General features: G+C 70.5%; 25 protein-coding genes and 4 pseudogenes. 18 read left to right on the top strand and 11 right to left on the bottom strand.

Going from position 1 to position 26,170, the window contains the following annotated elements:
- Nucleotides 1-98: 98 nt before the first annotated feature.
- The 5 genes from ACH4UM_RS25635 to ACH4UM_RS25615 form a co-directional block, all read right to left on the bottom strand.
- Nucleotides 99-1,037 carry a MerR family transcriptional regulator gene (locus ACH4UM_RS25635; protein WP_398183659.1) on the bottom strand — a complete coding sequence of 313 codons (939 nt, stop codon included), beginning with the start codon at nt 1,035-1,037 and terminating at the stop codon, nt 99-101.
- A 237-nt stretch (nt 1,038-1,274) separates the two neighbouring features.
- Complete coding sequence (locus tag ACH4UM_RS25630) at nt 1,275-1,634, bottom strand: hypothetical protein (RefSeq protein WP_398183656.1); 360 nt, start codon at nt 1,632-1,634, stop codon at nt 1,275-1,277.
- 185 nt (nt 1,635-1,819) lie between these two features.
- Nucleotides 1,820-2,884 carry a hypothetical protein gene (locus ACH4UM_RS25625; protein ID WP_398183653.1) on the bottom strand — a complete coding sequence of 355 codons (1,065 nt, stop codon included), beginning with the start codon at nt 2,882-2,884 and terminating at the stop codon, nt 1,820-1,822.
- Nucleotides 2,885-2,898: 14 nt separating this feature from the next.
- Entirely contained in the window at nt 2,899-3,237 is a 339-nt protein-coding gene (locus ACH4UM_RS25620; RefSeq protein WP_398183650.1) for a hypothetical protein, read from the bottom strand.
- Nucleotides 3,238-3,250: 13 nt separating this feature from the next.
- Nucleotides 3,251-3,451 carry a hypothetical protein gene (locus ACH4UM_RS25615; RefSeq protein WP_398183647.1) on the bottom strand — a complete coding sequence of 67 codons (201 nt, stop codon included), beginning with the start codon at nt 3,449-3,451 and terminating at the stop codon, nt 3,251-3,253.
- A 9-nt stretch (nt 3,452-3,460) separates the two neighbouring features.
- Between ACH4UM_RS25615 and ACH4UM_RS25610 the strand changes: the two genes are divergently transcribed.
- The 12 genes and pseudogenes from ACH4UM_RS25610 (at nt 3,461) to ACH4UM_RS25555 (ending at nt 13,730) form a co-directional block, all read left to right on the top strand.
- Complete coding sequence (locus ACH4UM_RS25610) at nt 3,461-3,700, top strand: hypothetical protein (RefSeq protein WP_398183644.1); 240 nt, start codon at nt 3,461-3,463, stop codon at nt 3,698-3,700.
- 639 nt (nt 3,701-4,339) lie between these two features.
- Nucleotides 4,340-4,804 (top strand): annotated as a pseudogene (locus ACH4UM_RS25605) (transposase); the annotation flags it as partial.
- A gap of 60 nt (nt 4,805-4,864) precedes the next feature.
- Nucleotides 4,865-5,239 (top strand): annotated as a pseudogene (locus ACH4UM_RS25600) (transposase); the annotation flags it as partial.
- A 376-nt stretch (nt 5,240-5,615) separates the two neighbouring features.
- On the top strand, nt 5,616-6,572 hold the full coding sequence (locus ACH4UM_RS25595; RefSeq protein ID WP_398183641.1) for an STM4015 family protein: 957 nt from the start codon (nt 5,616-5,618) through the stop codon (nt 6,570-6,572).
- Between the two features lie 7 nt (nt 6,573-6,579).
- On the top strand, nt 6,580-7,530 hold the full coding sequence (locus tag ACH4UM_RS25590; RefSeq protein ID WP_398183638.1) for an STM4015 family protein: 951 nt from the start codon (nt 6,580-6,582) through the stop codon (nt 7,528-7,530).
- Nucleotides 7,511-8,767 carry an STM4014 family protein gene (locus ACH4UM_RS25585; protein ID WP_398183635.1) on the top strand — a complete coding sequence of 419 codons (1,257 nt, stop codon included), beginning with the start codon at nt 7,511-7,513 and terminating at the stop codon, nt 8,765-8,767. The genes ACH4UM_RS25590 and ACH4UM_RS25585 overlap by 20 nt, the downstream gene beginning before the upstream one ends.
- A 76-nt stretch (nt 8,768-8,843) precedes the next feature.
- Nucleotides 8,844-9,674, top strand: coding sequence for an STM4013/SEN3800 family hydrolase (locus ACH4UM_RS25580; protein ID WP_398184055.1), 831 nt, complete (start codon nt 8,844-8,846; stop codon nt 9,672-9,674).
- Complete coding sequence (locus tag ACH4UM_RS25575) at nt 9,671-11,047, top strand: STM4012 family radical SAM protein (RefSeq protein ID WP_398183633.1); 1,377 nt, start codon at nt 9,671-9,673, stop codon at nt 11,045-11,047. Before ACH4UM_RS25580 ends, ACH4UM_RS25575 begins: the two co-directional genes overlap by 4 nt.
- A gap of 11 nt (nt 11,048-11,058) precedes the next feature.
- Nucleotides 11,059-11,928: an STM4011 family radical SAM protein gene (locus ACH4UM_RS25570; protein WP_398183630.1), complete on the top strand. Its 870-nt coding sequence runs from the start codon at nt 11,059-11,061 to the stop codon at nt 11,926-11,928.
- Nucleotides 11,929-12,013: 85 nt separating this feature from the next.
- A pseudogene (locus tag ACH4UM_RS25565) lies at nt 12,014-12,292 on the top strand (fic family toxin-antitoxin system, toxin component); the annotation flags it as partial.
- A gap of 175 nt (nt 12,293-12,467) precedes the next feature.
- Complete coding sequence (locus tag ACH4UM_RS25560) at nt 12,468-12,860, top strand: DUF2267 domain-containing protein (RefSeq protein WP_398183628.1); 393 nt, start codon at nt 12,468-12,470, stop codon at nt 12,858-12,860.
- A gap of 555 nt (nt 12,861-13,415) precedes the next feature.
- Nucleotides 13,416-13,730: an alpha-amylase gene (locus tag ACH4UM_RS25555; RefSeq protein WP_398183625.1), complete on the top strand. Its 315-nt coding sequence runs from the start codon at nt 13,416-13,418 to the stop codon at nt 13,728-13,730.
- 128 nt (nt 13,731-13,858) lie between these two features.
- Here ACH4UM_RS25555 and ACH4UM_RS25550 read toward each other — a convergent pair whose 3' ends face one another.
- Nucleotides 13,859-14,278 (bottom strand): DUF2690 domain-containing protein, encoded by a 420-nt coding sequence (locus tag ACH4UM_RS25550; protein WP_398183622.1) that lies wholly within the window; start codon nt 14,276-14,278, stop codon nt 13,859-13,861.
- Nucleotides 14,279-14,381: 103 nt separating this feature from the next.
- Between ACH4UM_RS25550 and ACH4UM_RS25545 the strand changes: the two genes are divergently transcribed.
- From ACH4UM_RS25545 to ACH4UM_RS25530, 4 genes and pseudogenes are all read left to right on the top strand, one after another.
- Entirely contained in the window at nt 14,382-15,227 is an 846-nt protein-coding gene (locus ACH4UM_RS25545) for a hypothetical protein (protein ID WP_398183620.1), read from the top strand.
- 183 nt (nt 15,228-15,410) lie between these two features.
- Nucleotides 15,411-15,851: a TspO/MBR family protein gene (locus ACH4UM_RS25540; RefSeq protein WP_398183617.1), complete on the top strand. Its 441-nt coding sequence runs from the start codon at nt 15,411-15,413 to the stop codon at nt 15,849-15,851.
- A gap of 245 nt (nt 15,852-16,096) precedes the next feature.
- Entirely contained in the window at nt 16,097-16,414 is a 318-nt protein-coding gene (locus ACH4UM_RS25535; RefSeq protein ID WP_398183614.1) for a hypothetical protein, read from the top strand.
- A gap of 283 nt (nt 16,415-16,697) precedes the next feature.
- Nucleotides 16,698-17,408: pseudogene (locus tag ACH4UM_RS25530) on the top strand (GAF and ANTAR domain-containing protein); the annotation flags it as partial.
- A gap of 210 nt (nt 17,409-17,618) precedes the next feature.
- Here the strand turns inward: ACH4UM_RS25530 and ACH4UM_RS25525 are convergent.
- Complete coding sequence (locus tag ACH4UM_RS25525) at nt 17,619-19,313, bottom strand: acetolactate synthase large subunit (RefSeq protein WP_398183611.1); 1,695 nt, start codon at nt 19,311-19,313, stop codon at nt 17,619-17,621.
- A gap of 218 nt (nt 19,314-19,531) precedes the next feature.
- Here ACH4UM_RS25525 and ACH4UM_RS25520 point away from each other — a divergent pair, with 218 nt between their 5' ends.
- Complete coding sequence (locus ACH4UM_RS25520; protein WP_398183608.1) at nt 19,532-20,269, top strand: flavodoxin family protein; 738 nt, start codon at nt 19,532-19,534, stop codon at nt 20,267-20,269.
- A gap of 143 nt (nt 20,270-20,412) precedes the next feature.
- Here ACH4UM_RS25520 and ACH4UM_RS25515 read toward each other — a convergent pair whose 3' ends face one another.
- Nucleotides 20,413-22,884, bottom strand: coding sequence for a SpoIIE family protein phosphatase (locus ACH4UM_RS25515; protein WP_398183605.1), 2,472 nt, complete (start codon nt 22,882-22,884; stop codon nt 20,413-20,415).
- Between the two features lie 170 nt (nt 22,885-23,054).
- Nucleotides 23,055-23,627 carry a TerD family protein gene (locus tag ACH4UM_RS25510; protein ID WP_398183602.1) on the bottom strand — a complete coding sequence of 191 codons (573 nt, stop codon included), beginning with the start codon at nt 23,625-23,627 and terminating at the stop codon, nt 23,055-23,057.
- Between the two features lie 154 nt (nt 23,628-23,781).
- Between ACH4UM_RS25510 and ACH4UM_RS25505 the strand changes: the two genes are divergently transcribed.
- Nucleotides 23,782-24,192 (top strand): DUF6234 family protein, encoded by a 411-nt coding sequence (locus ACH4UM_RS25505; protein ID WP_398183599.1) that lies wholly within the window; start codon nt 23,782-23,784, stop codon nt 24,190-24,192.
- 15 nt (nt 24,193-24,207) lie between these two features.
- Here the strand turns inward: ACH4UM_RS25505 and ACH4UM_RS25500 are convergent, their stop codons facing one another.
- Together ACH4UM_RS25500 and ACH4UM_RS25495 are read right to left on the bottom strand one after the other, a co-directional pair.
- Nucleotides 24,208-24,534: a hypothetical protein gene (locus ACH4UM_RS25500; protein WP_398183597.1), complete on the bottom strand. Its 327-nt coding sequence runs from the start codon at nt 24,532-24,534 to the stop codon at nt 24,208-24,210.
- Between the two features lie 611 nt (nt 24,535-25,145).
- On the bottom strand, nt 25,146-25,862 hold the full coding sequence (locus ACH4UM_RS25495; RefSeq protein ID WP_398183595.1) for a hypothetical protein: 717 nt from the start codon (nt 25,860-25,862) through the stop codon (nt 25,146-25,148).
- Nucleotides 25,863-26,170 lie beyond the last annotated feature (308 nt).

Genomic DNA, 26,170 nt, shown 5'->3' with positions numbered 1-26,170 from the left:
CTGAAGTACGACCGGGGCACTCATCAACTGGTCATATGCGGCGGCGTTTTCACCCGACGCCAGCCGCGTCCGCCCCATGCCGCCTTGCGACCGCCCCGTCATTGCTGTGTCCGGAGGCGCAGAGCCTGGACGGACCAATCGAACACTGGAGCCAGACTCTCCGGGGCCGGCCAGCCGTTGACCACTGCGAGCAGCTGGAGGTACCGCTCCCTGCGGGGGTCATTCACGCTCTCCAGCCGAGTCGCCAGCCGGCGGCGAAGCTCGACGTCGTCGGGGCGGCCGAGGATGTGCGCGCAGTGCGCCGTGAACGCCGCGACGATCGGATCGGCCTGGGGCGAGGCCGGGTCGATGCCGGCGGTCAGGGCCGGCCCGGCCTGGTCACGGACGGCTGCGGCAATGTCGCGGCGCGGGCCCATCATGTCGCTTCGGGTCTGCTCGGCTGCCTGGTCCTCGGCCATCCGCCGCACCATGGTGCGGAAACCCGGGTCTAGGGACATTTCGGCCAACTCCACCCACGTCTGGACCTGCTCTGCCTCCGGGTTGTCGGGCAACTCGGGGGTCATCGAGCGCATGGCCCCCGCGAATGCGGGGGCGGCGTCAAGACCGCCGAAGACGGCGTCGAGGAAATCGCCGATCAGACGTCTGCGTTCGTCCTCGGAAAGCTGTGCCAGCCGGTGTATGAGTTCCGTCTCCTCAGGTGTGGACCCGCGCTCGGCCACCGTCATCAGCACCGCGCGCCGCAGGCGCAGGACGCGGATCTGCGCTGTCAGTGCTTCGGCGTGCGCCGCGGCGACCTCGGGAAGCGAGAGCTCGCGGTCCACGACCTTGCGGATCGTGGGAAGGTCCAGTCCCAGATCGCGCAGGGTCCGCACGAGGTCCAGGCGTGCGACGGCGTCGATGCTGTAGAGGCGGTAGCCGGCCGGGCTGCGGTCCGTCGGCGCCACGATTCCGCGATCGGAGTAGAACCGAATGGTCTTGACCGTGAGACCGGTCCGTCGAGCGAGTTCGCCGATCGAGTAGAGCGTGTTGCCATCCATGACCCCACCTTCGTGTCTCCCCCTACTGGAGACTCAAGTCCCTTCGCCTGCCAGCAGGCAACCACTCCTCATCCACAAGTCTTGACAGTTCCTCATAAACCCGTCGTGCTCCCACCTCGCCTGGCTCAAATGATGCTTGAACTTGCCGAATCGCCTCGCGATCGATCGGCTGTGGGCCGAGCCATTGGCACCACTCATCGCGATCCGGCAGAGCTCCAGGTGGGAGAGCTGGTGCGGTCAGACGGCGCCACTGAGGTATACCCGGCTGTGCTGTGCATCGAGAGGATGCACAGCAATGTTCAGCCAGTTGAGCTCCCCGTCACAGGGCAAGCAGACCGGCCCTTCGGTGACGTCGGCAAGCGCTTCTGGTTCCTTCAGGCCAAGGTGGGCGAACGGTGTGATGGGCGGCTTGCCCTTGTTCGCCGAGGGAAGGGGGTGCGCTCGGTGTGACAGGGGGTTTTCGGGATCCAGCTTTCGGATGAACCCTTTGACGTCGGTTGTGGGCAGCGTGAAGGCGAGTAGCACTCCGTCGTCTTGGAACCTCCTCTGGTAAGCGGCCCTGAGATCGGTGGCCTCTGCCGGGACCTTCAGGTTCATGTCTCGGGCGACCTGTGCCGGAGTGGTCGCCTCGACCCAATACGGGATCCGCTTTCCTGATCCTTCGCGCGCCGACGAGCTTGGAGCAGGAGACGAGCAGGCGGCCAGCGAGCAGACCAGGGCGACGCACAGGGCGCTCAGGAGGCTAGTACGAAGGCGTGCTGACCTGGGGGTGCGTGCATACATCACCGGGCGTCTCCGTCGCGTCCGATGTCCGTACGCGTACCGTCCCGTCCGGGGTCGGCTGGGGAAGGCAGGGAGCCGGAGCTGGTTCCAAGGTCGTAGTGCCGCATTGTCCCGCTGCCTCTCATGTCGTACTCCTTGGCCAGGCCTGTCCTGTGAAGACGGGCCATGTCCGCGTCGGTCATGGTTGTGGGTCCAACATGGGTTGATTTGCCGGGATCCCAGTTGTACCGGTCCCAGACGTTGACCTGGTAGTCGAGACTGATCTTCGGCTTTCCATCGGCTCCTGGCACCACGGTGACCGCGCCCGTGGTGTTGGTGACGGCGCTGCCGACTGCGAAGAACCAATTCTGGTCGGTATGCGTGTACCCAACGCCTTGGGTCTCCACGGGAATCGTCACAGGCTTCCCGCCCGACTTCCGGTAAGCGTCCAGCGCTTCCTGCTGCCATTCGTCCTGATGATCCGTGATCGACTTGTCAGCCACGTTATGGAGCGTGGAATCGTCGCGCATCATCCTGTCCACGTCGAGGTCGAGCGTCGTCCCGGTGCCTCGGAGGTAGTGGTCCATGTTGTGGGCGGCGTCGGTGTAGCTGATGAAGTCGCCTCCGGTCGACATGGCTTTGGCCTCGGACAGGATCCAGTAATCGTGCGCGGTCGGGTCTTCGACGTTGTACGGTCCGGAGCCATCGTCGGGTGATATCTGCTTGACCGTAACGCTGAGGATCCCGGCAGAGATCAGGTCGTCCTTCTGAAGGGACCAGAGTTCGCCTCGTGCCTGGGGACTCAGCGACTCCCACAGCCGCCGCAGTTCTGCTCTCTGCTGCGGGTTGGCACCATCGCCGAGTTCCGCGAGCCTTTGGGCCCGCGGCAGCATGTCCTCGTCGAGGGAGGTGTACGTGGCATGGCCTGCGTTGTAGGGGTCGTTGCCGTGGCTGCGGGTAAGCGAGCGCACGACGGCGGCGTCGATCTCTTCAGCGTGACGAACGAGGTCGGTGAGAGTGTTGGCGTACCACTGCATCAGTTCCTTGGCTCTCTCATCTTCCTCCTTCCCATCGACGGTGCACATGCTGGGCATGACCTTCACCGAGCCGTTCTCGCCGGCGACGACCAGGTAGCCGTGTTCACGGGCCTGCGCTTCGAGACTTTTTGCCCTGCGCTGCAGGCCGACGAGCTCCTGGTGGGCGTCGTCCAGGACGCCCCCTCGCTGTGCAGGTCAGCGCACTCCTTGGCCGTCTTGTCCACGAATTCACGGGTCACGGTCGCGTTGACCCCGGCCCAACGGGCTGTGTCAGCCTTGGTCTTCAACCCGTCGTGGGCATCCTTGGACAGCGTCTGGAGGTGTTTGACGGCCTGTTCCCAGGTGCCTGCTGCCGTACCGAGTTTGCCCAGGTCCACGTCCAGCAGATCGCGGTAGTTCACGGTGCCGCCCCTGTCACTTGAAGTAGCTGTTCAAAACGGAAACCCGAACCGCGGATCCGTCCCGGCTGCGCATCTCGGCGGCGATCGTCTCGTCGTCGCGCGCATGCAGCTTCTTGGAGTAGTCCAGGTGGTTCGAGATATGGGCGAGCGCCTGCAGGACCACCTTGACCTGAGATGTCCAGACGGAAACAGTCGTCTCCAGCCCTGCTCCCATCGCGAATTGGTGACTCTTCAGTTCGGCGGCAGCCTGCATTGTCATCCCGGCACCCTGGTCGTCGGCTCCGGCTCCAGCGATGTCGACCTGGTCGTGGAGGCGAGCGTGAAGCTGGAAAGCCTCGTGGCCAACGGCGCCCAGGTCGTCCTGATGGACGACGAGATCCGCGCCGCCCGCACCGGCAGCGGTATCCGCTGCATGGTTCAGTTGCAGATGTGCCGTGTTCCTGTGAGCAGCCCGGCCCTTTAGCTGCTCCCACTCGTCCCAGGCCAGCAACCCCGAACCCCCGTTCTGTGGACTTGGCAGTCTTGACGCGCAGTCTACGTGCACACAACTGAGCAGGTCGTTAGGGTTGTTCAGCTCGAACCAAGTCGGCTCGTAGCGCTGCGCACTCATCTCCGCGTGAAGCCAAAGCGCACCGAGGGGGTCGCCGCCGTTAGCGTCCCGGTGCTCGAATCGCCGTTCTGCGCTACGCCCCCCCGGCATACGACAGGCACAGAACACTCGCGCTGCGCCGTCTGGGAACCCGCTATCTCTCCCGCCGTCCCGGTCACGTTGCCGAGCACCGGCGTCAGTACGACGCCCGCCCACGATCAGGGCCTGAGCCCTCAGAGAAGACTGACGGGTGCTGGCGCTCGTGGTCGGCAGCGTGACCGATCACATGATCGGACCGTTGATGTTCATGGTCCAAGCCGCTCGCAGGGATCACCTCTGACCTGTTCGAGAGCCACCGAGCTCTTCTCAAGACTGAGGCCCTGAGGGTCGCTGGGGTCACGAACGGCTAATCGGATGACGGGCCATCGAGCCCTGCCATTAGGGAGACGCGTGCCCCCGCGCGGCTGTGACCAGGTCGAAATACGCGACTCACCCGAGAGGACGTGAACCGTATTGGACGTGTTCTGCTGCATCGACTGGGCCATCGACCACCACGACGTCGTCCTGGTCGACAACACCGGATCCTTACTGGACAAGGCCCGCATCGACGACAACGCCAACGGCGTGGCCCACCTCCTGCACATGCTCACCAAGCACGGCGACACCGCAGAAGACCCCATCCCGGTGGCCATCGAGACCTCCCGCGGCCTGCTGGTCGCCTGCCTGCGCGCGACCGGCCGCCCCATCTACGCGATCAACCCGATGGCCGCCGCCCGCTACCGCGACCGGCATGCGGTCTCACGCGAGAAGTCCGACCACCTCGACGCCATGGTGCTCGCGAACATCCTGCGCACCGACGCCGCCGCCCACCGCAAGCTGCCGGCCGACTCCGAGCTCGCCCAGGCCATCGCGGTCCTCGCCCGCGCCCAGCAGGACGCCGTATGGGACCGCACCCAGGCCGCCAAACAATCGTCTTCCCCGCCCCACGAGACACTCAACCCGTCGAGGCCGCTTGACAGTTCTTTCGCATCGGATGTCTCGATGCCGGGGATCGCGGTCAGGACCGCCGCGGTCCTGCTGGTCACCGTCGGCAACGGCACCAGTTTCCCCAACGCCGCCCACCTTGCCTCATACGCCGGCCTGGCCCCGACAACGAAGTCCTCGGGGACCTCGATCCACGGCGAACACGCACCACGAGGCGGAAACCGGCAGCTCAAACGGCCATGTTCCTGGTCGCGTTCGCTGCCCTGCACGATCCCGCCTCCCGCACCTACTACGACAAATGCCGGGCCCGGGGAAAGACGCACCCAAGCCCTCCTCCGCCTCGCCCGCCACCGCATCAGAGTGCTCTTCGCCATGCTCCGCGACGGCACCTTCTACGAACCACGAGTCCCCGAACCGGCCCTCGCATGAGCCACTCAGGCTTGACGAAGGACATAGAGGCCGCCCGCGGGCGCGGGGACGACTTCTGCGACGAGGAAAACCCGCGCCGGAAGCGGGAGCTACCCCCCGCGGGCGCGAGGACGACCCGGCGAGGGTCTCGCGGAAGTCGGGGTCCGGGGAGCTACCCCCGCGGGCGCGGGGACGACCCCGAGATGCCCTTCTTGGCGTCCGGCCAGTAGGAACCGCCACTGACATCGGGCCGGGACCATGCCCCGCCGGCGGGCGTTGTCAGTGGCTCTTGCTAGAACTGCTGCACGCGGCCGAACCCGCGCCGCACGTGGCGCCTGGGATCGCCGTGCTCGACGCCCCACCGAACCGCACCCGTTGCACGTCAGGAGCAGCCCGCATGACCATCGGTAGCCACCTGCAGGAGCTGTACGGCCTGCCCGCCTTCACCTTCCCCGGGCCCGACGTGACGACCGAGCTGCCCGAGGCCGACGCCGTCGCCTGGCGGATCACCAGCGACGTGTACGACGCCGACGAGGATTGGGAGGAGGCCTTCGCCCGTTTCTGCTCCGCGGTCGACACCTCGCGGGTGCGTGCCCTGATCGTCGGCGCCTGGCAGGAGGCGTACGACACGGACCCGTCCGCCGTGATCGAGGCACTGCTGGCCGCCCGTGACCGGTTGCCCGCCCTGCGGGCGCTGTTCCTCGGCGACATGGTCTACGAGGAGTGCGAGATCTCCTGGATCCATCAGACGGACGTCACCGGACTGCCGGCCGGCTTCCCCGAGTTGGAGGAGTTCGGTGTGCGCGGGGGAACGGGACTGCGTTTCCCCGCGCTGCGCCACGACGGGCTGCGCAAACTGACGGTGGAGAGCGGCGGTCTGCCCGTCGACGTCGTGCGCGGCATCGGCGGCAGCGAGCTGCCCGCGCTGGAACACCTCGACCTGTGGCTGGGCACCTCGTGGTACGGCGCCGACAGTGAGGCGTCCGACCTGGAACCGATCCTGTCCGGTGCGCGGCTTCCGCGCCTGCGTCACCTCGCCCTGCGCAACAGCGAGATCCAGGACGACATCGCCGCGGCCGTCGCGTCCGCCCCCGTGGTCGCCCGCCTGGAGGTGCTGGACCTGTCCATGGGCACCCTGAGCGACGAGGGCGCCGCCGCGCTGCTCGCGGGCCAGCCGCTGACGCATCTGAAGTCGCTCGACCTGCACCACCACTACATCAGCGAGCCCCTGCAGCAGCGCATACGCGAGACACTCGAACCCGGGGGCGTCGCAGTGGACCTCGACCGGGACGACGCCGACGAGGACCAGGACGACGACGGCTCGGTCCAGCGCTACGTCGCCGTGGGCGAGTGAGCACCTCATGGGCTACTACCCCGCGCACCTGACGCGCTTTCACGGCCTGCCCGTGCACTCCTTCCCCGGTCGCGCCGGGGAGCGGCGTCAGCCGGAACCCGCACCGGCAGCGGCCGCCTGGAAGCTGACCGCCGACTGGGAGCAGTCCTTCGAAGGGCTCTGGCGCCGGTTCCTCGACGAGGTCCGTACCGAGGAGGTCACCGCGCTCGTCGTCGGGGCCTGGTGGCAGGAGTGGGACGAGGACGGCATCGGCCCGGTCCTGGATCTGCTCACGTCCGAAGCGCATCGGTTGCCACGGCTGGCCGCCGTGTTCCTCGGGGACGTCGAGTCCGAGGAGTCGGAGCTCTCATGGATCAAGCAGGGCGACGTCACTCGCGTGCTGCGGGCCTGGCCCCGGCTGCGGGAGTTGGGCGTGCGCGGCTCCGAGGATCTGCTGATCGAGCCGTTGCGCCACGACGGGCTGCGTACGCTGCGGGTCGAGTCCGGTGGCCTGCCTCCGGAGCCCGTACGTGCCCTGGGCGCCTGCGAGTTCCCCGCCCTGCGCCACCTGGAACTGTGGCTGGGCACCACCTGGTACGGCGGCGACTGCACGGCGGACGACGTCGAACCGCTGCTGACCGCGGCGGGGAACTGGGGCGGCCTGCGGTACCTGGGCCTGCGCAACAGCGACATCCAGGACGACATCGCCGGGGCGGTGGCCGCCGCCCCCGTCGTCGCGGGCCTGGAGTCCCTCGACCTGAGCATGGGCGCTTTGAGCGACGAGGGAGGGACCGCGCTCCTGTCGGGCCGGCCGTTGACGCACCTGGGCTCGCTGAACCTCGCGCACCACTTCATGAGCGATCGACTGGCCCACCGCCTGCGTGACACGCTGGAGCCGCACGGAGTGAGCCTCGACCTCACGCCGGCCCGGCGCCAGAAGCACCGCCCGGAGACGCGTCATGTCGCCGTCGGCGAGTGACACGAGGCCCGGTGCCACGCCGGCCGCCGCCGGGCGACTCGGCAGCGCGGAGGCGAGCGAGGCCCGGGTGCGCTTCGCGGTGGTCGGCAACCCGGAGAACCGCCGGACGGCTCTGTTCGGGGAGGCCGTGCGCGCGGCCGGCCTGCCCGCGCCCCGTGTCGTTTCGTGGGAGCGGGTGCTGCGCTCGGGCGGAGCCGACTTCGCCGACGGGGAGGTCGTCCGGGTCGACTCGCCCGGCGAGAACCCCCGCGTCGACCAGTTGCTGCGCGGTGCGCAGGACCCCACCAGGGTCGAGGGGTCGGCTCGCTGGTACGCGCGTCTCATGAAGGCGATGCGCAGCCTGCGGGGAGGCGTCCGCCTCGATGACCCGGACGACCTGGCGGTCCTGTTCGACAAGCGCCTGTGCCACGCCGTCCTCACCGCGGCAGGGGTACCGGTACCCGCATCCCCCACCTCGGGGTCCGGCGTGGCGGCAGTGGGCGGCTGGAACGACGTACGCGCGCTGATGCGCGAACACCGGATGCCGCGGCTCTTCGTCAAGCTCGCGCACGGCTCGTCGGCGTCCGGGGTGCTGGCCGTCGAGTCGTCGGGCAGCGGCGGTGTCCGGGCCACCACCTCCGTCGAACTCGCCCCGGACGGCCGGTTGTTCAATTCCCTCAAGGTGCGCCGCTACGAGAGGGAGGAGGACGTCGCGGCGATCGTGGACGCGCTGGCCCCCGATGGCCTGCACCTGGAGCGCTGGCTGCCCAAGGCCTCCCAGCAGGGCCGCGCGGCAGACCTGCGGGTCGTCGTCGTGGACGGCCGGGCCACCCACGCGGTCGTGCGCACCAGTGCCTCGCCCCTGACCAACCTCCACCTCGGCGGCAGCCGGGGCGACCTCGGTGCGGCGCGGGAGGCCGTCGAGGCGGCGGGCGGCCGCTGGGCCGACGTCCTCGCCGTCTGCGAGCGGGCGGCGACCTGCTTCCCGCGCACGTTGTGCGTCGGCGTCGACCTGCTGCCCGCCGTCGGCTGGCGCCGGGTCGCGGTCGGCGAGGTCAACGCCTTCGGCGACCTGCTGCCCCGGCTGACAGGACTGCCGGGCAGCGGAGCGGAAGGCCTCGACACCTACGCGGCCCAGGTGTCCGCCGTCCTGCACCGCACCACCACCGCCGCCGCCTCGCACGGCACCCGCCCGGACCCGCGCCGTACCGCCCCGCACCACCAGCACAGAACGGGAAACCATCGTGTCAGCGCCTGAACCGACGCCCCTGCCGCATCACCCGCGCGGCGGGCTCGGTGCGCCCGTCCCCTCCCCCGCGGCGGGCGAACCCGACATGAACGAGATCGTCGGCAGCCACGACATCCTCTTCATCACGCTCGACACACTGCGCCACGACGTCGCCGCCGAACTGGCCGCGGCCGGTCGCACCCCCCACCTGGCCCGCCATCTGCCCGGCGGCCACTGGGAGAAGCGGCACGCCCCCGGCAGTTTCACCTACGCCTCCCACCAGGCGATCTTCGCCGGCTTCCTGCCCACGCCCGCCGCGCCCGGCCCGCACCCGCGCCTGTTCGCGGCCGCCTTCGCGGGCAGCGAGACCACGGCGGATCGTACCTACGTGTACGACACCCCGGACCTGGTCTCCGGCCTCGCGAAGGCGGGCTACCACACCGTGTGCATCGGCGGGGTCGGCTTCTTCAACAAGCAGGGCGCCCTCGGCTCGGCGCTCCCCGGGCTGTTCCAGGAGTCCCACTGGGAGCCGGAGTTCGGGGTCGCCTCGCGCACGTCGTTCGAGTCGCAGGTGGCCTGCGCGGAGCAAGTGGTGCGCCGACTGCCCCACGAGCAGCGCCTGTTCCTCTTCGTCAACGTCGCCGCCCTGCACCAGCCCAACTGGTTCCACCTGCCCGGCGCGATACCCGAGGACGGCGACTCGCGCGTGACGCACGCCGCGGCACTCGAGTACGTCGACCGGCACATCGGCCGCCTGTTCGCCGCCGTGAGCAGCAGGCGCCGCTGCTTCGCCATCGTCTGCTCCGACCACGGCACCGCCTACGGCGACGACGGCTACACCGGTCACCGCATCGGCCACGAGTCCGTGTGGACCGTGCCCTACGCCCACTTCTTCCTGGACCGCACCCCCGTCCCCGCCACCGAGGCCGCCCGATGACCACCGCGACCAGCCGGCACCCGCGCGGCGACCGCCCGCGGCCCGTGAGCCCGTACCAGAGCTACGTCTACGCCTACCCGCACAAGACCTCCTACCGGAGGCTGCCGGACCGTCCGCTGCTGAGCGCGCTGTGGGCCGCCGAACCCAAGGACGCGCTCTCCCTCTACCTGCACATTCCGTTCTGTGAGGTCCGCTGCGGATTCTGCAACCTGTTCACCCGCATCGGCGCCCCCGACGGACTGACCGGCGCCTACCTGGACGCCCTGGACCGGCAGGCGAGGGCCGTACGGGAGGCACTGGCGGAACGGGAACCGGTGCGGTTCGCCACGGCGGCCTTCGGCGGCGGCACGCCCACCTTCCTCACGGCCGGCGAACTCGAGCGGCTGTGCGACATCTCGGAGCACCGCATGGGCGCCGACCTGCGGGCCGTCCCCCTGTCGGTGGAGGCCTCCCCCGCCACTGCCACCGCCGACCGGCTGGAGGTCCTGGCCGCACGCGGAACCACCCGCCTGAGCCTCGGCGTGCAGAGCTTCGACGACACCGAGGCCCGCGCCGCCGTACGGCCGCAGCGCCGCGCCGAAGTCGAAGCGGCACTCGGCCGTGTCCGTGACGCACGTATCCCCGTCCTCAACATCGACCTGATCTACGGCATAGACGGGCAGACCGAGGAGAGCTGGCTGCGCTCGCTGGACGCGGCCCTGGCCTGGCAGCCAGAGGAGCTGTATCTCTACCCCCTCTACATCCGTCCCCTGACCGGCCTCGGCCGCCGCGCCGCGGACACCGACCCGGCCTGGGACGAGCAGCGGCTGCGCCTGTACCGCCTGGGCCGCGACCACCTCCTCGCCCATGGATACGCACAGCAGTCCATGCGCATGTTCCGCCGCACGGACGCACCGCCGCAGACGGCGGACGACTACGCCTGCCAGACCGACGGGATGATCGGCCTGGGCTGCGGCGCCCGCTCCTACACCGCGGGCCTGCACTACTCCTTCGACTACGCCGTCGGCATGCACGAGATCCGCGCCATCATCGACGACTACGTCTCCCGCCCGGCCCGGGACTTCGCGCACGCCGAGTACGGACGGCGCATCGACACGGACGAGGCCCGGCGCCGCCACCTGCTGCAGTCGCTCCTCCAGTCGGACGGGCTCGACGTCAGCGGCTACCGTGCCCGTTTCGGCGGCCGGACACCGGCGGACGACTTCGGACACGAACTGACCCGATTCGCCCACCGGGGCTGGCTGGAAGGTGGGGACCCGCGGGCACCGGCCCTCCGGCTGACCCCCGAGGGACTGGCCCACTCCGACGCCATCGGCCCGGAGCTGTTCTCGCCGGCCGTGCGGGCGGCCATGGCCGCCTACGACCGGAAGTGAGGGCCCATCCCATGGACCTGACCCTCCTCTACCGGGGTCCGCTGGCCTCGTGCGACTACGACTGCCCCTACTGCCCCTTCGCCAAGCGCCGCGACAGCCGGGAGCAACTCCGCGCGGACCGCGCCTGCCTGGAGAGATTCGCGCAGTGGGCAGCGGCTCAGACCACCGACCGCCTCTCGATCCTCTTCACCCCCTGGGGCGAGGGCCTGGTGCGTTCGTGGTACCGGGACACCCTGGCCGGGCTGTCCCACCACTCCCACATACGCCGCGTCGCGATACAGACCAACCTCAGCTGCCGCACCGACTGGCTCGCCGACGCCGACCTCGACACCCTCGCCCTGTGGTGCACGTACCACCCGGGGCAGACCCCGTACGACCGCTTCCTGGCCAAGTGCCGGGAGCTGGCCGACCGCCGGGTCCGCTTCAGTGTCGGCATCGTCGGCCTGCCCGAACACCTCGAAGTGGCCCGGCGCCTGCGCGTCGACCTGCCGGAGCACGTGTACCTCTGGGTCAACGCCGCCGAAGGGCACGGCTACGACGACGCTCAGGCCGGCCGGTGGACCGCCCTGGACCCGCTCTTCCCCTACAGCCGGCACCCTCACACGAGCGCCGGCCTGCCCTGCCGCACCGGCGAGTCCGTGATCTCCGTCGACGGCGACGGCACGGTCCGCCGCTGCCACTTCGTCCGCGCCGAACTGGGCAACCTCTACGACGGCACCTACCGCCGGGCCCTGCGCCCGCGCCCCTGCCCCCGCACCGAATGCGACTGCCACATCGGCTACGTCCACCTGGAGACGCTGCCGCTGTACGACGTGTTCGCAGGCGGCGTCCTGGAGCGGGTCCCGGCACCGCGGCCGTCCGGCTCGCCCGCACGTCCTTGATCGAACAGCGCACCGGAATTCGGACCTTGCGAGGGCCGCCCGCTCTTCGGGCGGCCCTCGTGCTGTTCCGAACGGAACCCGGCTGGTGCCCGTCGCCGCGGTCGCACGCCATCGCGGCGAACTCCTCGGCCAACCCGTCCACGACGGCCCCTACGCACGCGCCGCCGCCCTGGTGCATACCCTGGGCCGCTGCCGCCGGCTGGAGCGCTCCAACCTCACGGTCGCCTGCGCGGTCGCCGTCATGTACCTCGAGGCCGCGAACATCCCCGTCGATCCCACCCGTGAGCAGCTCACCGCTCTCGTGCACGAGCTGAACGACCCGCGCTGCACCGCTGCCCGGGTCGCGTCCTTCCTGCGCACGTGGAAGCCAACCCACCGGACGGGCGATCGCCGGTCGTCAGCGATTCCTCACGGCGAATCGAATACCCGTGGCCGTGGCCCTCGACAGGGGCCGTGGGCCGCAATAGGGGTACTGGGAACAAAGCGGCTCTACGGGGGCCTGTGGGCCGAGGCAGCAGCGCCAAGCAGCGGAGGCGACGATGAAGTACGACGAGTTTCTCGCCCGAGTACGTGAGCGTGGTGAATTCAAGACACCGAACGAAGCCGCGTCGGTCAGCGAGACGGTCCTTGGCGTGCTGGCAGAGCGAATCAGCCCAGGAGAGGTTCAGGAACTGGCGTCCGAGTTGCCCCCGCCGCTCGGACAGACCGTGGCCGGTATGCGGCACGAGCAGGCCGAGAGCTTCGGGGTCGAGGAGTTCTACCGCCGGGTCTCCCAGGGCACGAGGCCCCGCCCGCGCACCGCCGAGTGGGACGCCAGCGCGGTCCTGACCACGGTCGGCGAGGCCATCTCCGGCGGTGAACTGAACCAGATCATCAGCCAGCTCCCGTCCGGTTACGCCGTGCTGTTCGGCAAGGCCGAACTCGCGGACTGACCCCGCGCGGGCCCCCGCCCGGGCCCCCGCAATGACCTCGGCGGCGTGGAAGCGCTCCAGCGCCGGTGAGCCGGGCTCCCGCTTCCAGCCCAGCCGGTCCAGCGCGTCCCCGGCCTGGTGACCGCGGCCTGGTGACCCGCAAGGGAGGCGAGAACCGGAACGATGCACGGCGGCGCGCCTTGCAGCCGCCCACGTGCCGTGACCTCGGCGGGAGCCCGCCATCCGCCTGCCGAGGGGGAAGCGCCCCTAGGCCAGCCGGTGAAATCGTTGAACCGTCACCTTCGCCCGAACGCCGGTCGCGACGCATCCGTCCTGGTCTCGGCGGCACAGCGTTGAAAGCACCCACCCGACCGGAACCGAGTGCCCCACATTGCGTTCGGCCCGCCGCACTGAATACTTCGACTCTTGAACGCCAACCCCGGGACGCCGCCCCCGATGCATCCACGCGATCGTCGGCAAAACTCCCTGCTTCAGCCGTCATCGGCCTGCGTCTCGGCTCAATGACGGCAAGGCGTCCAGCCGGAGAGACCATTCACAAGGTGAAGGAGACAGGCAATGCGGGCACACCTCATCCGCCTCATCGCGTGCGCAGGATCCACAGCGGCGCTGATCCTCTCGCCCTCCCTGACAGGATCAGCCCGTGCGGCTCCGGCCGCCGTCGTTCCCGCCCCGCCCTGCGTCGCCCTGTACGAGAGCTGGCGGTACACGGCCGCCGGGAACAACTGCGCCACCACGATGACCGTGAAGGTCGTCTATGTGGACGGCGCCGAGGGCCTCTGCTACACCCTGCCGCCCGGTGAGACCACCACTGTCGGTGAGGGGTACCTGGGGCAGCACGGGCACGCGGATGTCCTTGCCCTCTGCCAGTAGTCACGCACGGAGCGGCTGCGGCCTCCCGCCCGTGGCGCCGCGGTTGCGTGCCCTCGTCCCTCTCGGGCGGCGCTGACAAGGTCGGGGGGCCGGCCGCCGGCCGCAACCGGCACGCGGGCGTCGCCCGGTCAGCGCCGGAAGCACTCCTGGCCGGTGCCGCGCGCCGGTTCGAAGCAGATCCGAATCCGAACACCGGTGAGATCCGTGCCGTCGATCACGGGGGTGAAGAGGTAGCCCTCCTCGTCGTAGCCGTCGGCGGTCCCGACCCGTTGCGGCGCGCTACCCGGGACCCACACCTGCACGTGGTCCCCGACGCGCGAGCGCCACATCCGCGCCCATGCGGCGCCGCAGCTCGCGCTGTATCTGAGCTCGACCCGCGCGGTGCGCCTGCCGCCCCGGGTGCTCTTCTCGGCCAGATCCGTGGGTGGGTCACCGGCGGTGGACCGGTCACCGCCCACCGGCGCCGCTGCCGGGGTCGCGGCCCGCGCCGCGGTGCGGGCCCGCCCGGGATCGAAGCCCAGGTGCCCCAGCAGGCACTGGGCCTCCACGAACGCACCCCGGCAGCACGGAACGCCGGCGTGGCGCCGCCGACACGCTTGGGGCAATCATCCCATTTCCTCAACTTTCCATACGTAAAGCTAGAGTTGGCCAGTGAGCGAATTCGAGGAGCACGCCGAAGGAGCAGGACCGTTCACGACGCGGCTGACCTGGCGCGCGGCCGACGGTCGCATCGCTGTCTGGGAGTCCCGTCCGGCCCGCAAGCGCGGGGTGCTCACCGTCCGTGCCGCCGACGAGACGGAGTCCCGGTGGCGCAGGGCGGACGGTGTGTCGGTGCGGCGGCTGCGAAGGCTCAACGCCATCGCCGGCGTTGCCTTCACCGTCGGGGGCGCCCTTTTCGCGCTCGGGGCCGCCATCGCCCAGTTCGGGGCGGGTGCGCCGACGAGCGCCTACATCTACTTCGCCGGAGGCCTGTTCTTCAACACCGGCGGATACGCGTCACTGCTGCAGGCGATCAACAGTCCGCAACGCGACAGCAGGGCCGGAGCGCTGACCGCGGGACGCTGGAGGTGGTGGAGCTACGAGCCCGGCCGGATCGACTGGCTGAGTACCTTCACGCTGTTCGCGGGCACACTCGTGTTCGGTGTCAATCTGCTGGACTCGTTCCTGCAGGGACTCACTGTCGCGCAGATGAACAGGTTGATCTGGGCACCCGACATGGTGGGGTGCTTCCTCTTCCTGGCCTCGGGACATCTCGCACTCGTCGAGGTCTGCCACGGCCGGCCATGCCTCCACGCCGGGAGTCTTGGCTGGTGGATCGTCGCGATCAACCAGGTCGGGTCCACCCTGTTCCTGATCTCGGCGCTGGCCGCGTTCACCCGCCCCGAGACCGGAAGCCTCGTGAACGTCACCATCGCCAACTGGGGCACCCTCACGGGCGCTGTGTGCTTCTCCCTCGGCGGTGTGCTTCAGCTCTTCGAGCGGCCCGAGCAGCCCTGAGAGGCCATGGCGGACCGTACGCCGGGATCGGCACCCGGCGTACCGGGGGAACCGGCCGAATGGCTCAGTGGTGAAGGTGAGGTCGTCGGTTCGGACGGACCGAGTCGGGGAAGACGAGGTTGCGTGAGATTCATGGGCACACGGCAGGGCGAAGGCGGCGGCCGGTGCGCGAGGTATGCCGGTATGGCCGCGGCTGTGGCGGTGAGCGCGGCCGCAGGGGCGAGAGCGGTGGACCCGGACAGTACCTGGTACCGCTCCCTGGCCAAGCCTTCCTGGCAGCCACCGGCTTGGGCGTTCGGGGCCGTTTGGACTCCGCTGTACGCCTCGATCGCCTGGGCGGGAGGTCATGCACTGGGCAAGGCGCAGGAGGGTGAACGACGGGCGCTGACCGTCAGCCTGGGCGTGAACCTGGGCCTGAACACGGCGTGGAGCTGGCTGTTCTTCGGCCTGCGCGATCCCCGGGCCGGAGCGGCCGGCATCCTGCTGCTGAATCTCAGCAACGCCGAGCTGATCCGGCGTACGGCCCGCATCGATGCCGCCGCGGCGACCGCGCTCGCCCCCTATGCCGCGTGGTGCGCCTTCGCCACGGCGTTGAACATCGGCATCGAGCGCGGAAATCGGTGACTGCGCACGGGGCGTGCGTGCGGCCGGGGCCGCGTTTCACCCCCGTCCTGCCCCATCCTGTCCTGCCTCGTCCTGTCCTGCCTCGTCCTGTCCCCTCCCGTCCAGCGAAGCCGGCACAGGACTGGGCCACCCGGGTGCTGTCTCCCCCCTGGCCGGTTCGACGGTCCGCGTGCGGGGGCATGCGCATGGCCGGGCTCCCGCGTCGGGGGCCGGGAGCCGGTCCGATGCCGAGGAGGAGCGATCACATGACCACCTACGTCATTACCATCCCGGGCACATTCCTGTGCCGGCTCGACGAGGATGTGCGAGCCGACCTCGCGCGGAGACTGCGCGGAGCCGATCCGCACCACACCTCACTGGGACGGGAGGAGGACCTCGACCTGCTCACCGTCAACGACGACAACACGTTCAGCATTCGCCTGGGAGTGCAGGCCGGTGACCGCAGCACGGCTGAACGCCGAGCCAGGCAGACGGCCGCGTCCGCACTGCGGGAGACGGGCTTCGGCGAGGACGACGCCCGGCTCGGCCCGACCACGGTCACCGGCATCGACAACCCGGCCTGAGCCGGGCCGACCCAGAGGGACGGCGCGGGCCGCAGCCCGCCGTAGATCGCGAACCGCCGGCGCAACGGTCGTATCAAGGCCGACCTCGGCAACGTGCTCATGCCGTCGCGTTGGAGGCCCGCGGACCGCTCCCCCGCAGGGGTCCGGCTCCTCCGGGGTGTGCACGGTGGCGGTCGGATAGGGTCGCACGAGGTGCTTGGGAAGCAGGCCCTTCCGCGGCCGGCCGTAAACCGGCCGCGGCCGCGGGGCCCCAGCTGTCTCATGTTCGTGGAGGTACCGCACCGTGCGCCAGGAGATCCATCACCGCCCCGGCCCCGGCCCCGGCCTCGAGGCCGGGGCTAAGCAGGCGATCGGGCGACTCGAAGAGCGGAACGTGGAACTGCGCAACCGCCTGCTGTCGCGCACCGCGGTGTCGGTGGCACAGGGCGTTCTGCTCGAACGGTACCGTCTCCCCTCCCTGCGGGTGGCGTTCGACCTGCTGCGCGACACATCGCAACGCCGTAACGTCAAGCTGCACACCATCGCCGACGCCGTGGTGCGCGTGCCCGGTCCCGACCGGGGCGCGGCCGAATGGTTCCCGGGACTCCGGCAGAGCGCTCCGCCCGCCCTGCCGCACCTTCGCCTGGCCGCGGACCAGCACACGGTGCAGTCCTCGGTTCTCCGGGCAGCGCTCGACCGCGTGCTGGAGATCACGCAGACGGACATGGGCAATGTCCAGCTCGCCGAGAGCGGCCTGCTCAGGCTGGAGAAACACAACGGACTGAACCGGCAGTTCACCGACTTCTTCGCCTTCGTCGAGTCCTCGACCACATCCTGCGCGCAGTCCGCCGAGCAGCGCCGGCAGGTCACCGTGGAGGACGTGGCCACGGCAACGGTGTTCGACGAGGACTCCCGGCGGGTCATCCTGCACGCCGGGAGCCGCGCGTGCCACAGCGTTCCGCTGGTGACCCGCCACGGCCTGGCGGGCGTGGTCTCCTCCCACCACGCGCGCCCGCTGGCCGGCTTCACCCCGGCGCAGATCGGCGCCCTCGAGACGACGGGCGCCGTCGTGGGGAACTGGCTGTCCTGGTACCGGCGGACCTTCCGTGTCCCCGGCCGGGCGCACGGCTCGGCCGGCCGGCACCGCTCAGCAGCCCCGGCCCTGCCCGGTGGGCGGCCCGGCCGCCGTGCCGGCCGGTCTCGGCGGGAATCGCGGGACCGCCGGTCAGAACGGGTCGTGGAGTGCGCCGAGGCGGTCGGTCAGCCGAAGGTTCTCGGAGTAGTCGACGGGGCAGGCGATGACGGACACGGCGTCCTCCTCCAGGGCGCGGCGCAGCGTCGGCAGCAGCTCGTCCGCCGCCTCGATCCGGTGACCGCGCGCGCCGAAGCTCTCGGCGTAGGCGACGAGGTCGGGATTGGTGAAGCGGGTGTGGCTGTGGCGGCCGAGCTCCAGCTCCATCTTCCATGTGATCAGGCCGTACTCCTCGTCCACCAGGACCAGGACCACCAGGGGGACGCCTTCGCGCACGGCGGTCTCCAGCTCCTGGGAGTTCATCAGGAACGCGCCGTCGCCCATCATCGCCAGCACCCGCCGCTCCGGGCGGGCGAGCTTGGCGGCGATGGCCCCCGGCAACGCGAACCCCATGGTGGACAGGCCGTTGGAGACCAGGCAGGTGTCCGCCTCGTACGCGGGATACAGGCGTGCCATCCACATCTTCCCCGCCCCGGTGTCGGCGAGCACGATGTCACCGCGGTCCAGTGCGGCGCGCACGTCGGCCACCACGCGCTGCGGCACCAACGGATACGCGCCGTTGCCGCGCCCGTACTCCAGTTCCTCCGCGAGCAGGGCCCGGATACGCCCTCCGGCGCCGGCCTCGCATGTGAACCTGCCGGGCACGGCGGCCGCGAGCGCGTCGAGGGCCTGGGACAGATCGCCCTGCACCCCGACCGTGACCGGGTAGTGGGCGTCCACCTCGGCCGGGAATCGGTGCAGATGCACGATGCGCTTGTCGCCGTCCGGGTTGATCTTCACCGGGTCGAACTCCTGCAGCTCGTAGCCCACGCAGACCAGGACGTCGGCGGCGTCGAAGCCGAAGTTGCCGTAGTCGTGCCGCATGAAGCCGACCGCGCCGAGTGCGTTCGGGTGGTCGTCCGGGAAGACGCCCTTGCCGTGGAAGGTGGTGGCCACGGGCACGTTCAGCTGCTCGGCGAAGCGCACCAGGGCCCCACTGGCCCGTGCCCGGGCGGCGCCGTGGCCGGCGAGCACGACGGGTCTGCGGGCCTGCGCCAGTACCTCGGCCGCCCGCGCGATCTGGGAGGGCGAGGGAGCATCGGCGCGCACCGTGTCGACCTGCAGGGGCGCCAGGGGCACGGTCGTCCGTGCCGCCTCGATGTCCTCCGGGACCGCCAGAAAAACGGCTCCGGGACGCTCGCTCTGCGCGGTCTTGAACGCCTTGCGCACCATCTCCGGCACCGCGTCGGAGCCCTGGATGCGGGCCGCCCACTGCGTGACCGGAGCGAACATCGACACCAGGTCGATCACCTGGTGGGACTCCTTGTGCACACGGCTCAGCGCCCCCTGCGCCGCCAGGGCCACCAGGGGCGTGCTGTTGGTGTGCGCGTCGGCGGTGCCCAGCAGCAGGTTGATGGCGCCGGGGCCGAGCGTGGCCGAGCACACCCCGGCCCGGCCGGTCAGCCGCCCGTAGATCTCCGCCATGAACGACGCGCCCTGCTCATGGCGTACCAGCACATACCGGATGCCCGAGCCGTTCAGAGCGTCGACCAGGCGGATGTTCTCCTCACCGGGGATCCCGAAGACGTACTCCACCCCCTCGGCCTTGAGGCATTGGACGATCAGGTGGGCGACGTCGTCCGTCGCGGGGCTCTCGTTGCGGCGGCCGTCACCGCGCTGGCTGTCCATGGTCCGAACGTAGGCTCCGCTTCGGTTTCCGGCACTTCGCCCGGCCCGGCCGGGTGGCAGCCGCGTGCCAGGTCCCTGCCTGTCCTCGGACGGTTCGGCTGTCGGGGTGGTTGTCGGCGGCCGGCTGTGCCGCAGCCGCCGTGACCGCTGCCCGACCAGCAGGATGTCGGCGTTGCGCCACCGTGAAGGCCACGGTGACCTGAACTCCGGGAGGGCCCGTGACCGCCCAGCCGCCGACCGCCGACACGCCGCCCGCGCGCTACGACGACCTGCGCGCGCTCGTCTTCAACTGCACGCTCAAGCGGTCACCGGAGCCGAGCAACACGCAGGGACTCATCGACCGCAGCACGGCGATCATGGAGGCGCAGGGGGTCCGGGTCGAGGTGGTACGCGCCGTCGACCAGGACATCGCCACGGGCGTCTGGCCGGACATGACCGAGCACGGCTGGAAGAGTGATGCGTGGCCGGCACTGTACGAGAAGGTCCTCGCGGCGGACATCCTCGTGCTGGCCGGGCCGATCTGGCTGGGCGACAACAGCTCGGTGACGAAGCAGGTGATCGAGCGCCTCTACGCCTGTTCCAGCCTCCTCAACGACGCGGGTCAGTACGCCTACTACGGGCGGGTCGGCGGCTGCCTGATCACCGGCAACGAGGACGGCGTCAAGCACTGCGCCATGAACGTCCTCTACAGCCTCCAGCACCTCGGCTACACCATCCCCCCGCAGGCCGACGCCGGCTGGATCGGCGAAGCAGGCCCCGGCCCCTCCTACCTGGACCCGGGCTCCGGGGGCCCGGAAAACGACTTCACCAACCGCAACACCACGTTCATGACCTGGAACCTTCTGCACCTGGCCAGGATGCTGAAGGACGCCGGCGGCGTCCCCGCCTACGGCAACCAGCGCGCCGCCTGGGACGCCGGGTGCCGCCACGACTACGAGAACCCCGAGCACCGGTGAGCCGGCCACGCGGCGTGAAGACGCCGAACGGTCACTGAAGCGGCCGGCTGCTTCGGCCCCCCTCGTACGCTGCCCCCTCGTACGCTGCTTCCTCGTACGCTGCCCTGCGGCTCGGCCTCGGGGGACGGAGGTCTGGGCACCGCTCAGGTCGGGCCCCCGGCGGCGTCGGGCTCGGGCAGACCGACGAGGAGCAGCGTCACATCGTCGTCATGGGCGGCCGTGTCCGGGATGAGGGTCCGCACCAGCCCGGCCGCGGCCCGGTCGAGGACCTCCTCGTCCGGGGGTGCACCCATCAGCACGCCATCGAGGGTGTGGGTGAGGGCGTCGATCCGGACGTCGATGTCGGCACCGGGCCTCTCGACCAGTCCGTCGGTGTAGAGGACGAGGGTGCTGCCCGGCGGCAGCGGGTGGGTCGTCTCCCGGTACGGCTGGTACGACGCCCCGCTGCCGTCGGGATCGTTGACGCCCAGCGGGACGCCGACCGGTGCCGGCAACCGGCGGGCGGGCTCGTCGGGGAGAAGTGCGATGACCGGCAGATGTCCGGCCGAGCACAGGGTGACCTCGCGGGCGTCCTGGTCTATCACCAGGTAGACGCAGGTGACGAGCTGGTCCGCCAGATCGCCGACGAACGCGTCCAGCCCGGTCATGAGCCGGCACGGTGGTACGCCGGTGCGGGCCAGCGCGTGGGAGGCGGCTCGCAGCTGACCCATGACGGCAGCCGCCTCCAGGCCCCGGCCCATCACGTCGCCGATGACGACGCCGGTACGGCCCTTGTCCAGGGGAATGATGTCGAACCAGTCGCCGCCGACGCCGGGATCCTGGACGGACGCCAGGTAACGGTGGGCACTGGGCAGGTACGCCAGGCGGGGCGGCTCACCCATCAGACTGTGCTGCAGGGTGTAGGCGATGTGCCGTTGCTCCTCGTAGCGCTCCGCGCGGAGTGCCTCGGCCTGTCGGCGTTCGGTGATGTCCCGTACCGTCAGGAACACCAGCGTTTCCTGCTCGGCCTGGAAGGCGCTGACGCTCACCTCGACGGGGAACTCACTGCCATTGCCGTGCAGTCCGTACAAACCGCTGTCCAGGACCATCGGCTTCGGATCGCGCAACCGGAGGTAACGGCGCAGGAGGGCGCTGTGCCGGGGGCGCCGCGGGCCGGGCACCAGATCGTCGACCCTGGTGCCGACGAGGTCGGCCGGCGCGTGGCCGAAGACCGACTCCACCTGGGCGTTGGCCATGATGATGACGCCGTCCCCGTCCGTGATCAAGGTGGCGTCGGGTGCGGACTCCAGCAGCGCCGAGAAGCGCCGGTTGGCCCGCTGGATCTCGCGCTGGGCCGCGACCCTTGCGGTGATGTCCGTGACCACGCCGCACACCGCGTACGGCTTGCCGGTCCGGTCCTTGAGTGGGAAAAGGCTGGTGAGGAAGTCGCGGGGGCCCTCGGGCAGGACGAGATGCTCCTGCCGTTGCACGGCGGTGCGCCGGGCCAGCATCTCGAGGTCGGCTGCCCGGGCCTGACGCGCGAAGTCCGGCGGCATCACCTCCCGGTCGCGGCGGCCCAGGACCCGGTCACGGCGCACACCCAGGCTCTCCTCGAACCGCGTGTTGACTGCCAGGTAGCGGCCTTCCAGATCCTTGACGAACACCACTGCGGGCGTGTGGTCCATGAACGCCTGCAGCAGTTCGTTCTGCCTCACCCGCCATTCGGCGCGGGCGTGTGCCACCTCGATGCGGCGGCCCACGATCAGGGCGCTGAAGAGGACCACGGTGAACACGGCCACGTGGCCGCACACCAGCAACGCGGTGCCCAGGCGTCCCCCGTAGAGCCCCGCGTCCTCACCGGCCAGGACGACCCAGCCCAGCAGCAGCGGCGCGACCAGGGTGGTGGCCAGCAGCCGGCGCCCCAGGGCGCCCGTGGTGCCCGCGTTCATCAGCAGCCCCGCCGGGCCTTCGTCCGGCCGGGCCAGGAAGGCCGCGATGCCCAGCAGTACGAGGGCGAGCGCGGTGTGCAGGGCCATGCCCGTATAGCCGCCGAACCGTTCCAGCTCGGGTACGTCGTAGACGAACCCGTAGAGCCGGAGCATGCCCAGGGCGAACACGGCCAGGCCCGGGACCTGGCTCGTCCAGGCGGGCAGCCGGGGCGTGCTCGCGCACAGCGACGCCACGCTGCCCAGCGCCAGTGCCGCGGCCGTGTTGGGTGCCATCCGTCCGGGCGCCGTTGCCACCTCCGGCGCGATGTCCTTGAAGAGAAGCTCGTCGATGCCGAGGTTCACCCCGGCCAAGTACTCCACGATGGTGAGCCCGCTGATCAGGGCGGCCAGGGCAGCGGCAGCGCGGCCCACAGCCGCCCCCGACGCGCTGCGGGGTCTGCGGGCCGCGAGGAACAAGGAGAGGCTCAGCGCCAGCAGGGCCACGGCGGTGTTCGGCTTCATGGCCCCGGCGACACCGGGCTGCAGGCTCTCCAGGAAGTCATTGCGCAGGATCCAGCCGGACAGGCCCAGCATGCCGAGCGCGGCGGCCACCAGGGCCGCCCCTTGCGCTGCGGCACGGGCGGCGTCCAGGGCGGACTTCTGGAACGGCAGACCCTCGGCCTGCACCGCCAGGGGGGTGCCAGGCACATCGGGCACCTGCCACTCTCTACGTGTCACCGCGATCTCATCTTCTTGGATGAATGCCTTCATCGGTACGAAACAGCTTAAGTACTGTGAAGGAGACACGTCCGGTTGTGACCGGTCCCTGCCGCGCCGTTCCAGAGTGGTGCCCCGGCCGTCGGTGTCGTGCAGGCGGCTCAGACCTGCTGGGCGTGGCCCATCTCCGCCGTGAAGCCCACGGGGTCGCTGTCGAACCCCCGGATCATCCTGCCGAACCGCCAGGCTCCGGAAGCATCCCTGGTGAACTCCGCGACCGTGGCGGCCGTGGCGTCGGCAACCTCTGCGAAGTCGTCCGCCAGCAGCTCCGTGTATCTCTCCACGACGGCCACCCCGGCGTTCGACATGTCGCCGAAGGTCCGGACGCCATGATTTTGATGGATGGCCACCCCCACGACCACCCGTCCGAAGGAGGACGCCAGCCGGTCGAACTCCAGGACCATCACCTCGACGAATCCGAACCCCATTCCGGTCTCGCTGTGCCGGCTCATGTTGATCGTGCCGTCCGGCGACCGGCTGTCGTGGTGCACGACGTAGACCGGCCGCCCGTAAGGGTCGTCTGCCGCGTACGTCGCGGCGATGACGTCGAGATGCCGGGGCGGCTCGCCGTAGGGACTCGGGTCCCACTTGAGCCTGACTTCGACCTTGCCGAGCCCCTCGCCCATGCCGCTCACCCGACACTCCCTCTCCCGCACCAAGCCCTCGCGGGACATGCGCCCGCTGCTCAAGTATGGCTTCCGAGCAGTCATTTGACGCTTCCCTGACGCATGCCACGGATGTGGTCCGGTGGTCCTCCGCCGCTCTGCCGGCGGAGCTGAGTACCCGTACTCATGCGCCCGCCTCGCCCACACGGGCAAGGTGGCGGGCATGAACCTGCCCGTTGCCCCACCCGCCTTCGACGCCACCGACGGCCCCGAGCAGCCCCGCCGCGCCGACCGGGGTGCCGACATCGGAGCCGGGTGCGGTCTGGTGTTCCTGGAGCTGATCGCCCTGGTGGTGATCTTCGGGCTCTGGTTCCTCTCCGGGTTCAACCTCGATCCGGCCAAGACCGTCGAGGCCGACTCGTTGTGGGCCTACCTGGCCGGCGCCGGCGCGGTGGGCGCCCTCACCGTCGTGGCGGCCGCGATCGCCGCCCGCGCCGGGGCCGTCGTCACCGTCGTCGGCCAGGGCGTCATGGCCGCCCTGATCTGCGTTCTCCTCTTCGGCGGGGCCGCGGTGCAATCCCACGAAGACGCGGTGTGCCGTGACACACCGTCCGCGCCGGGGTGCCACGACTGACCGCCCGGGACCAGGTCATGCCGCGCGGGACGGGCTCCGGGATCCGGCCCGGGTGTGCGCCGGCTGGATGCGGTAAGTCGTCCTGGTGGGGTCGACGAGGGGTTCGCCGAGCACGACCCGCCCGGCGGAGTGGAGGGCATCGCATGCCGCCGTGGGAAGGGCGACGTAGCAGCCCCCGCGGCCGGTGCTGGCGTCGAGCGGCTGCCAGTAGCCGTATCTGCGGCGTCCGCCCGCGTGCACGGTGAGGAAAACGGGGGTCGCGGGGTCGGAGACGATGCGCAGGACGTCGGCGGCCGTGGAGCTGATCGGCGCGGCGGCACGGGTGCGGTGGGGCAGGATCATCGTGCGGTCCTCCCCGGCCGGGACCCACGGGGGGCGGGCGTCACCTGTCGGTGTCTTCCGCGTCTTCCGCAGGAGCGCCCGTCGGGGCGTGCCGGGCCCGGCGGTGGCTGAGGAGCGCGCAAGACGCTCCGGGCCGGCAGGGCGGATCCGCGGCTCGGGTGCGGTGCGGGCACGACATCGGTACGGGCCTTGGCATGGGCATCCGCATCGCCGTCGGCATCGGCTGTGACAGGGGACGGCGTGCCTTCGGCCTGCTGCTGCCCGCGCGCGGCCGGAAGGACGACGAGATTCTGTGCCGGGCCGGGCAGGGGTTGCATCAGCGGTGGCCTTCCTGGTGCAGGGGACTCGAGACCGTGTACCCAGCGCGGGCGATGTCGATCTCGCATCTTCGCGCATTGTTCAGCACAGCACTGACAACGCCTGGAACACACCGGCAGCGCACTGCCGCTCCCCGCGCCCCGCTCCCCCGCGCCCGCGCCCGCGGGGCCTCGGCCTCGCCGGCAGGCCGGGCTCGGCGGATGGTGCGTGACGGTGCAGCGGCCGGACCCGCCGTGCGCGCCCGGGTGTCCCGGCCCCCATCGGGCCGGGACACCCGGACGCAGCGGGGTTCCTCAGCCGCTGGGTCCGGGCCAGGAGTCGTCCAGCGAAGGAAGGTCCACTCCCGTCAGCGCCAGCCAGTCACCGTCGACGACCTGTCGCTTCCAGGTGTCGACCTCGTGTTGCGGGATCCGGTATTTCCTGGCGACGTCGGCGCTCGAGGTGTCGCCGTACAGCATGACCATCACGATCCGCACCTTGTCAGCCACGGTGAGATCGTTCTTCGGCTTGTCCGGCAGATCGCTGAAGCGCAGACAGCCCGCCGGGCCGCCGTCACCACCACGGCCACCGGTACCACCGAGGAATCCGTCACCGCCACGGCCACCGTCACCACCACGGCCACCCTGCCCCGGCTTGCCCGGCTCACCGGGCCGGCCGGGCGTGCCGCCCCAGCCGCCGTCACCACCGCGTCCGCCGGTGCCGCCCGAGAATCCGTCACCGCCACGGCCGCCGTCACCGCCACGGCCACCCTGCCCGGGCTTGCCCGGCTCACCGGGCCGGCCGGGCTGGCCCGGTGAGCCACCACGGCCGCCTTCCGCTCGCCAGCAGTGGCTGTCGCCGGAGCCGGTGTGGCTGCCGGCGCCCGCGGTGCGATGTGTGTCGGCGCGATGCGTGTCGGCGCCGTGAGTGCCGGCGCCGTGCATTGCGGGTGCGGCGCACGCGGTGCCGGCGGCGAGGGCTGCCGCGGCCAGCGCCAGGGTGAGGGGGCGCTGCCAGAGACTTCTGGTCATGGGGGACTCCGTTTCTTGGGGGTTCGTCTGCGGGTGTCGTGTGTCAGGTTCTTGGGGGTTCATCTGCGGGTGTCGTATGTCGGGTCAACGGCTGCGGCGGCCGGGCGACGGTCGTGATGACCGATCCATGTGAAGGGGGGCGGGGGAGGTCGTGAAACCTCCCCCGCCCCCGTTGGGCATCAGAAGCCGTTACCGCCCTGGCCACCCGTGCCGCCGAAGAAGCCGTTACCTCCCTGACCACCCGTGCCGCCGAAGAAGCCGTTACCTCCCTGACCACCGGTACCACCGAAGAAACCGTCGCCACCACG

The organism is Streptomyces sp. NPDC020801 (assembly GCF_044334385.1).
Taxonomy (GTDB): Bacteria; Actinomycetota; Actinomycetes; order Streptomycetales; family Streptomycetaceae; genus Streptomyces.
Note: the sequence above shows the minus strand (reverse complement) of the source record. Positions and strands in the feature narration are given on the sequence as shown.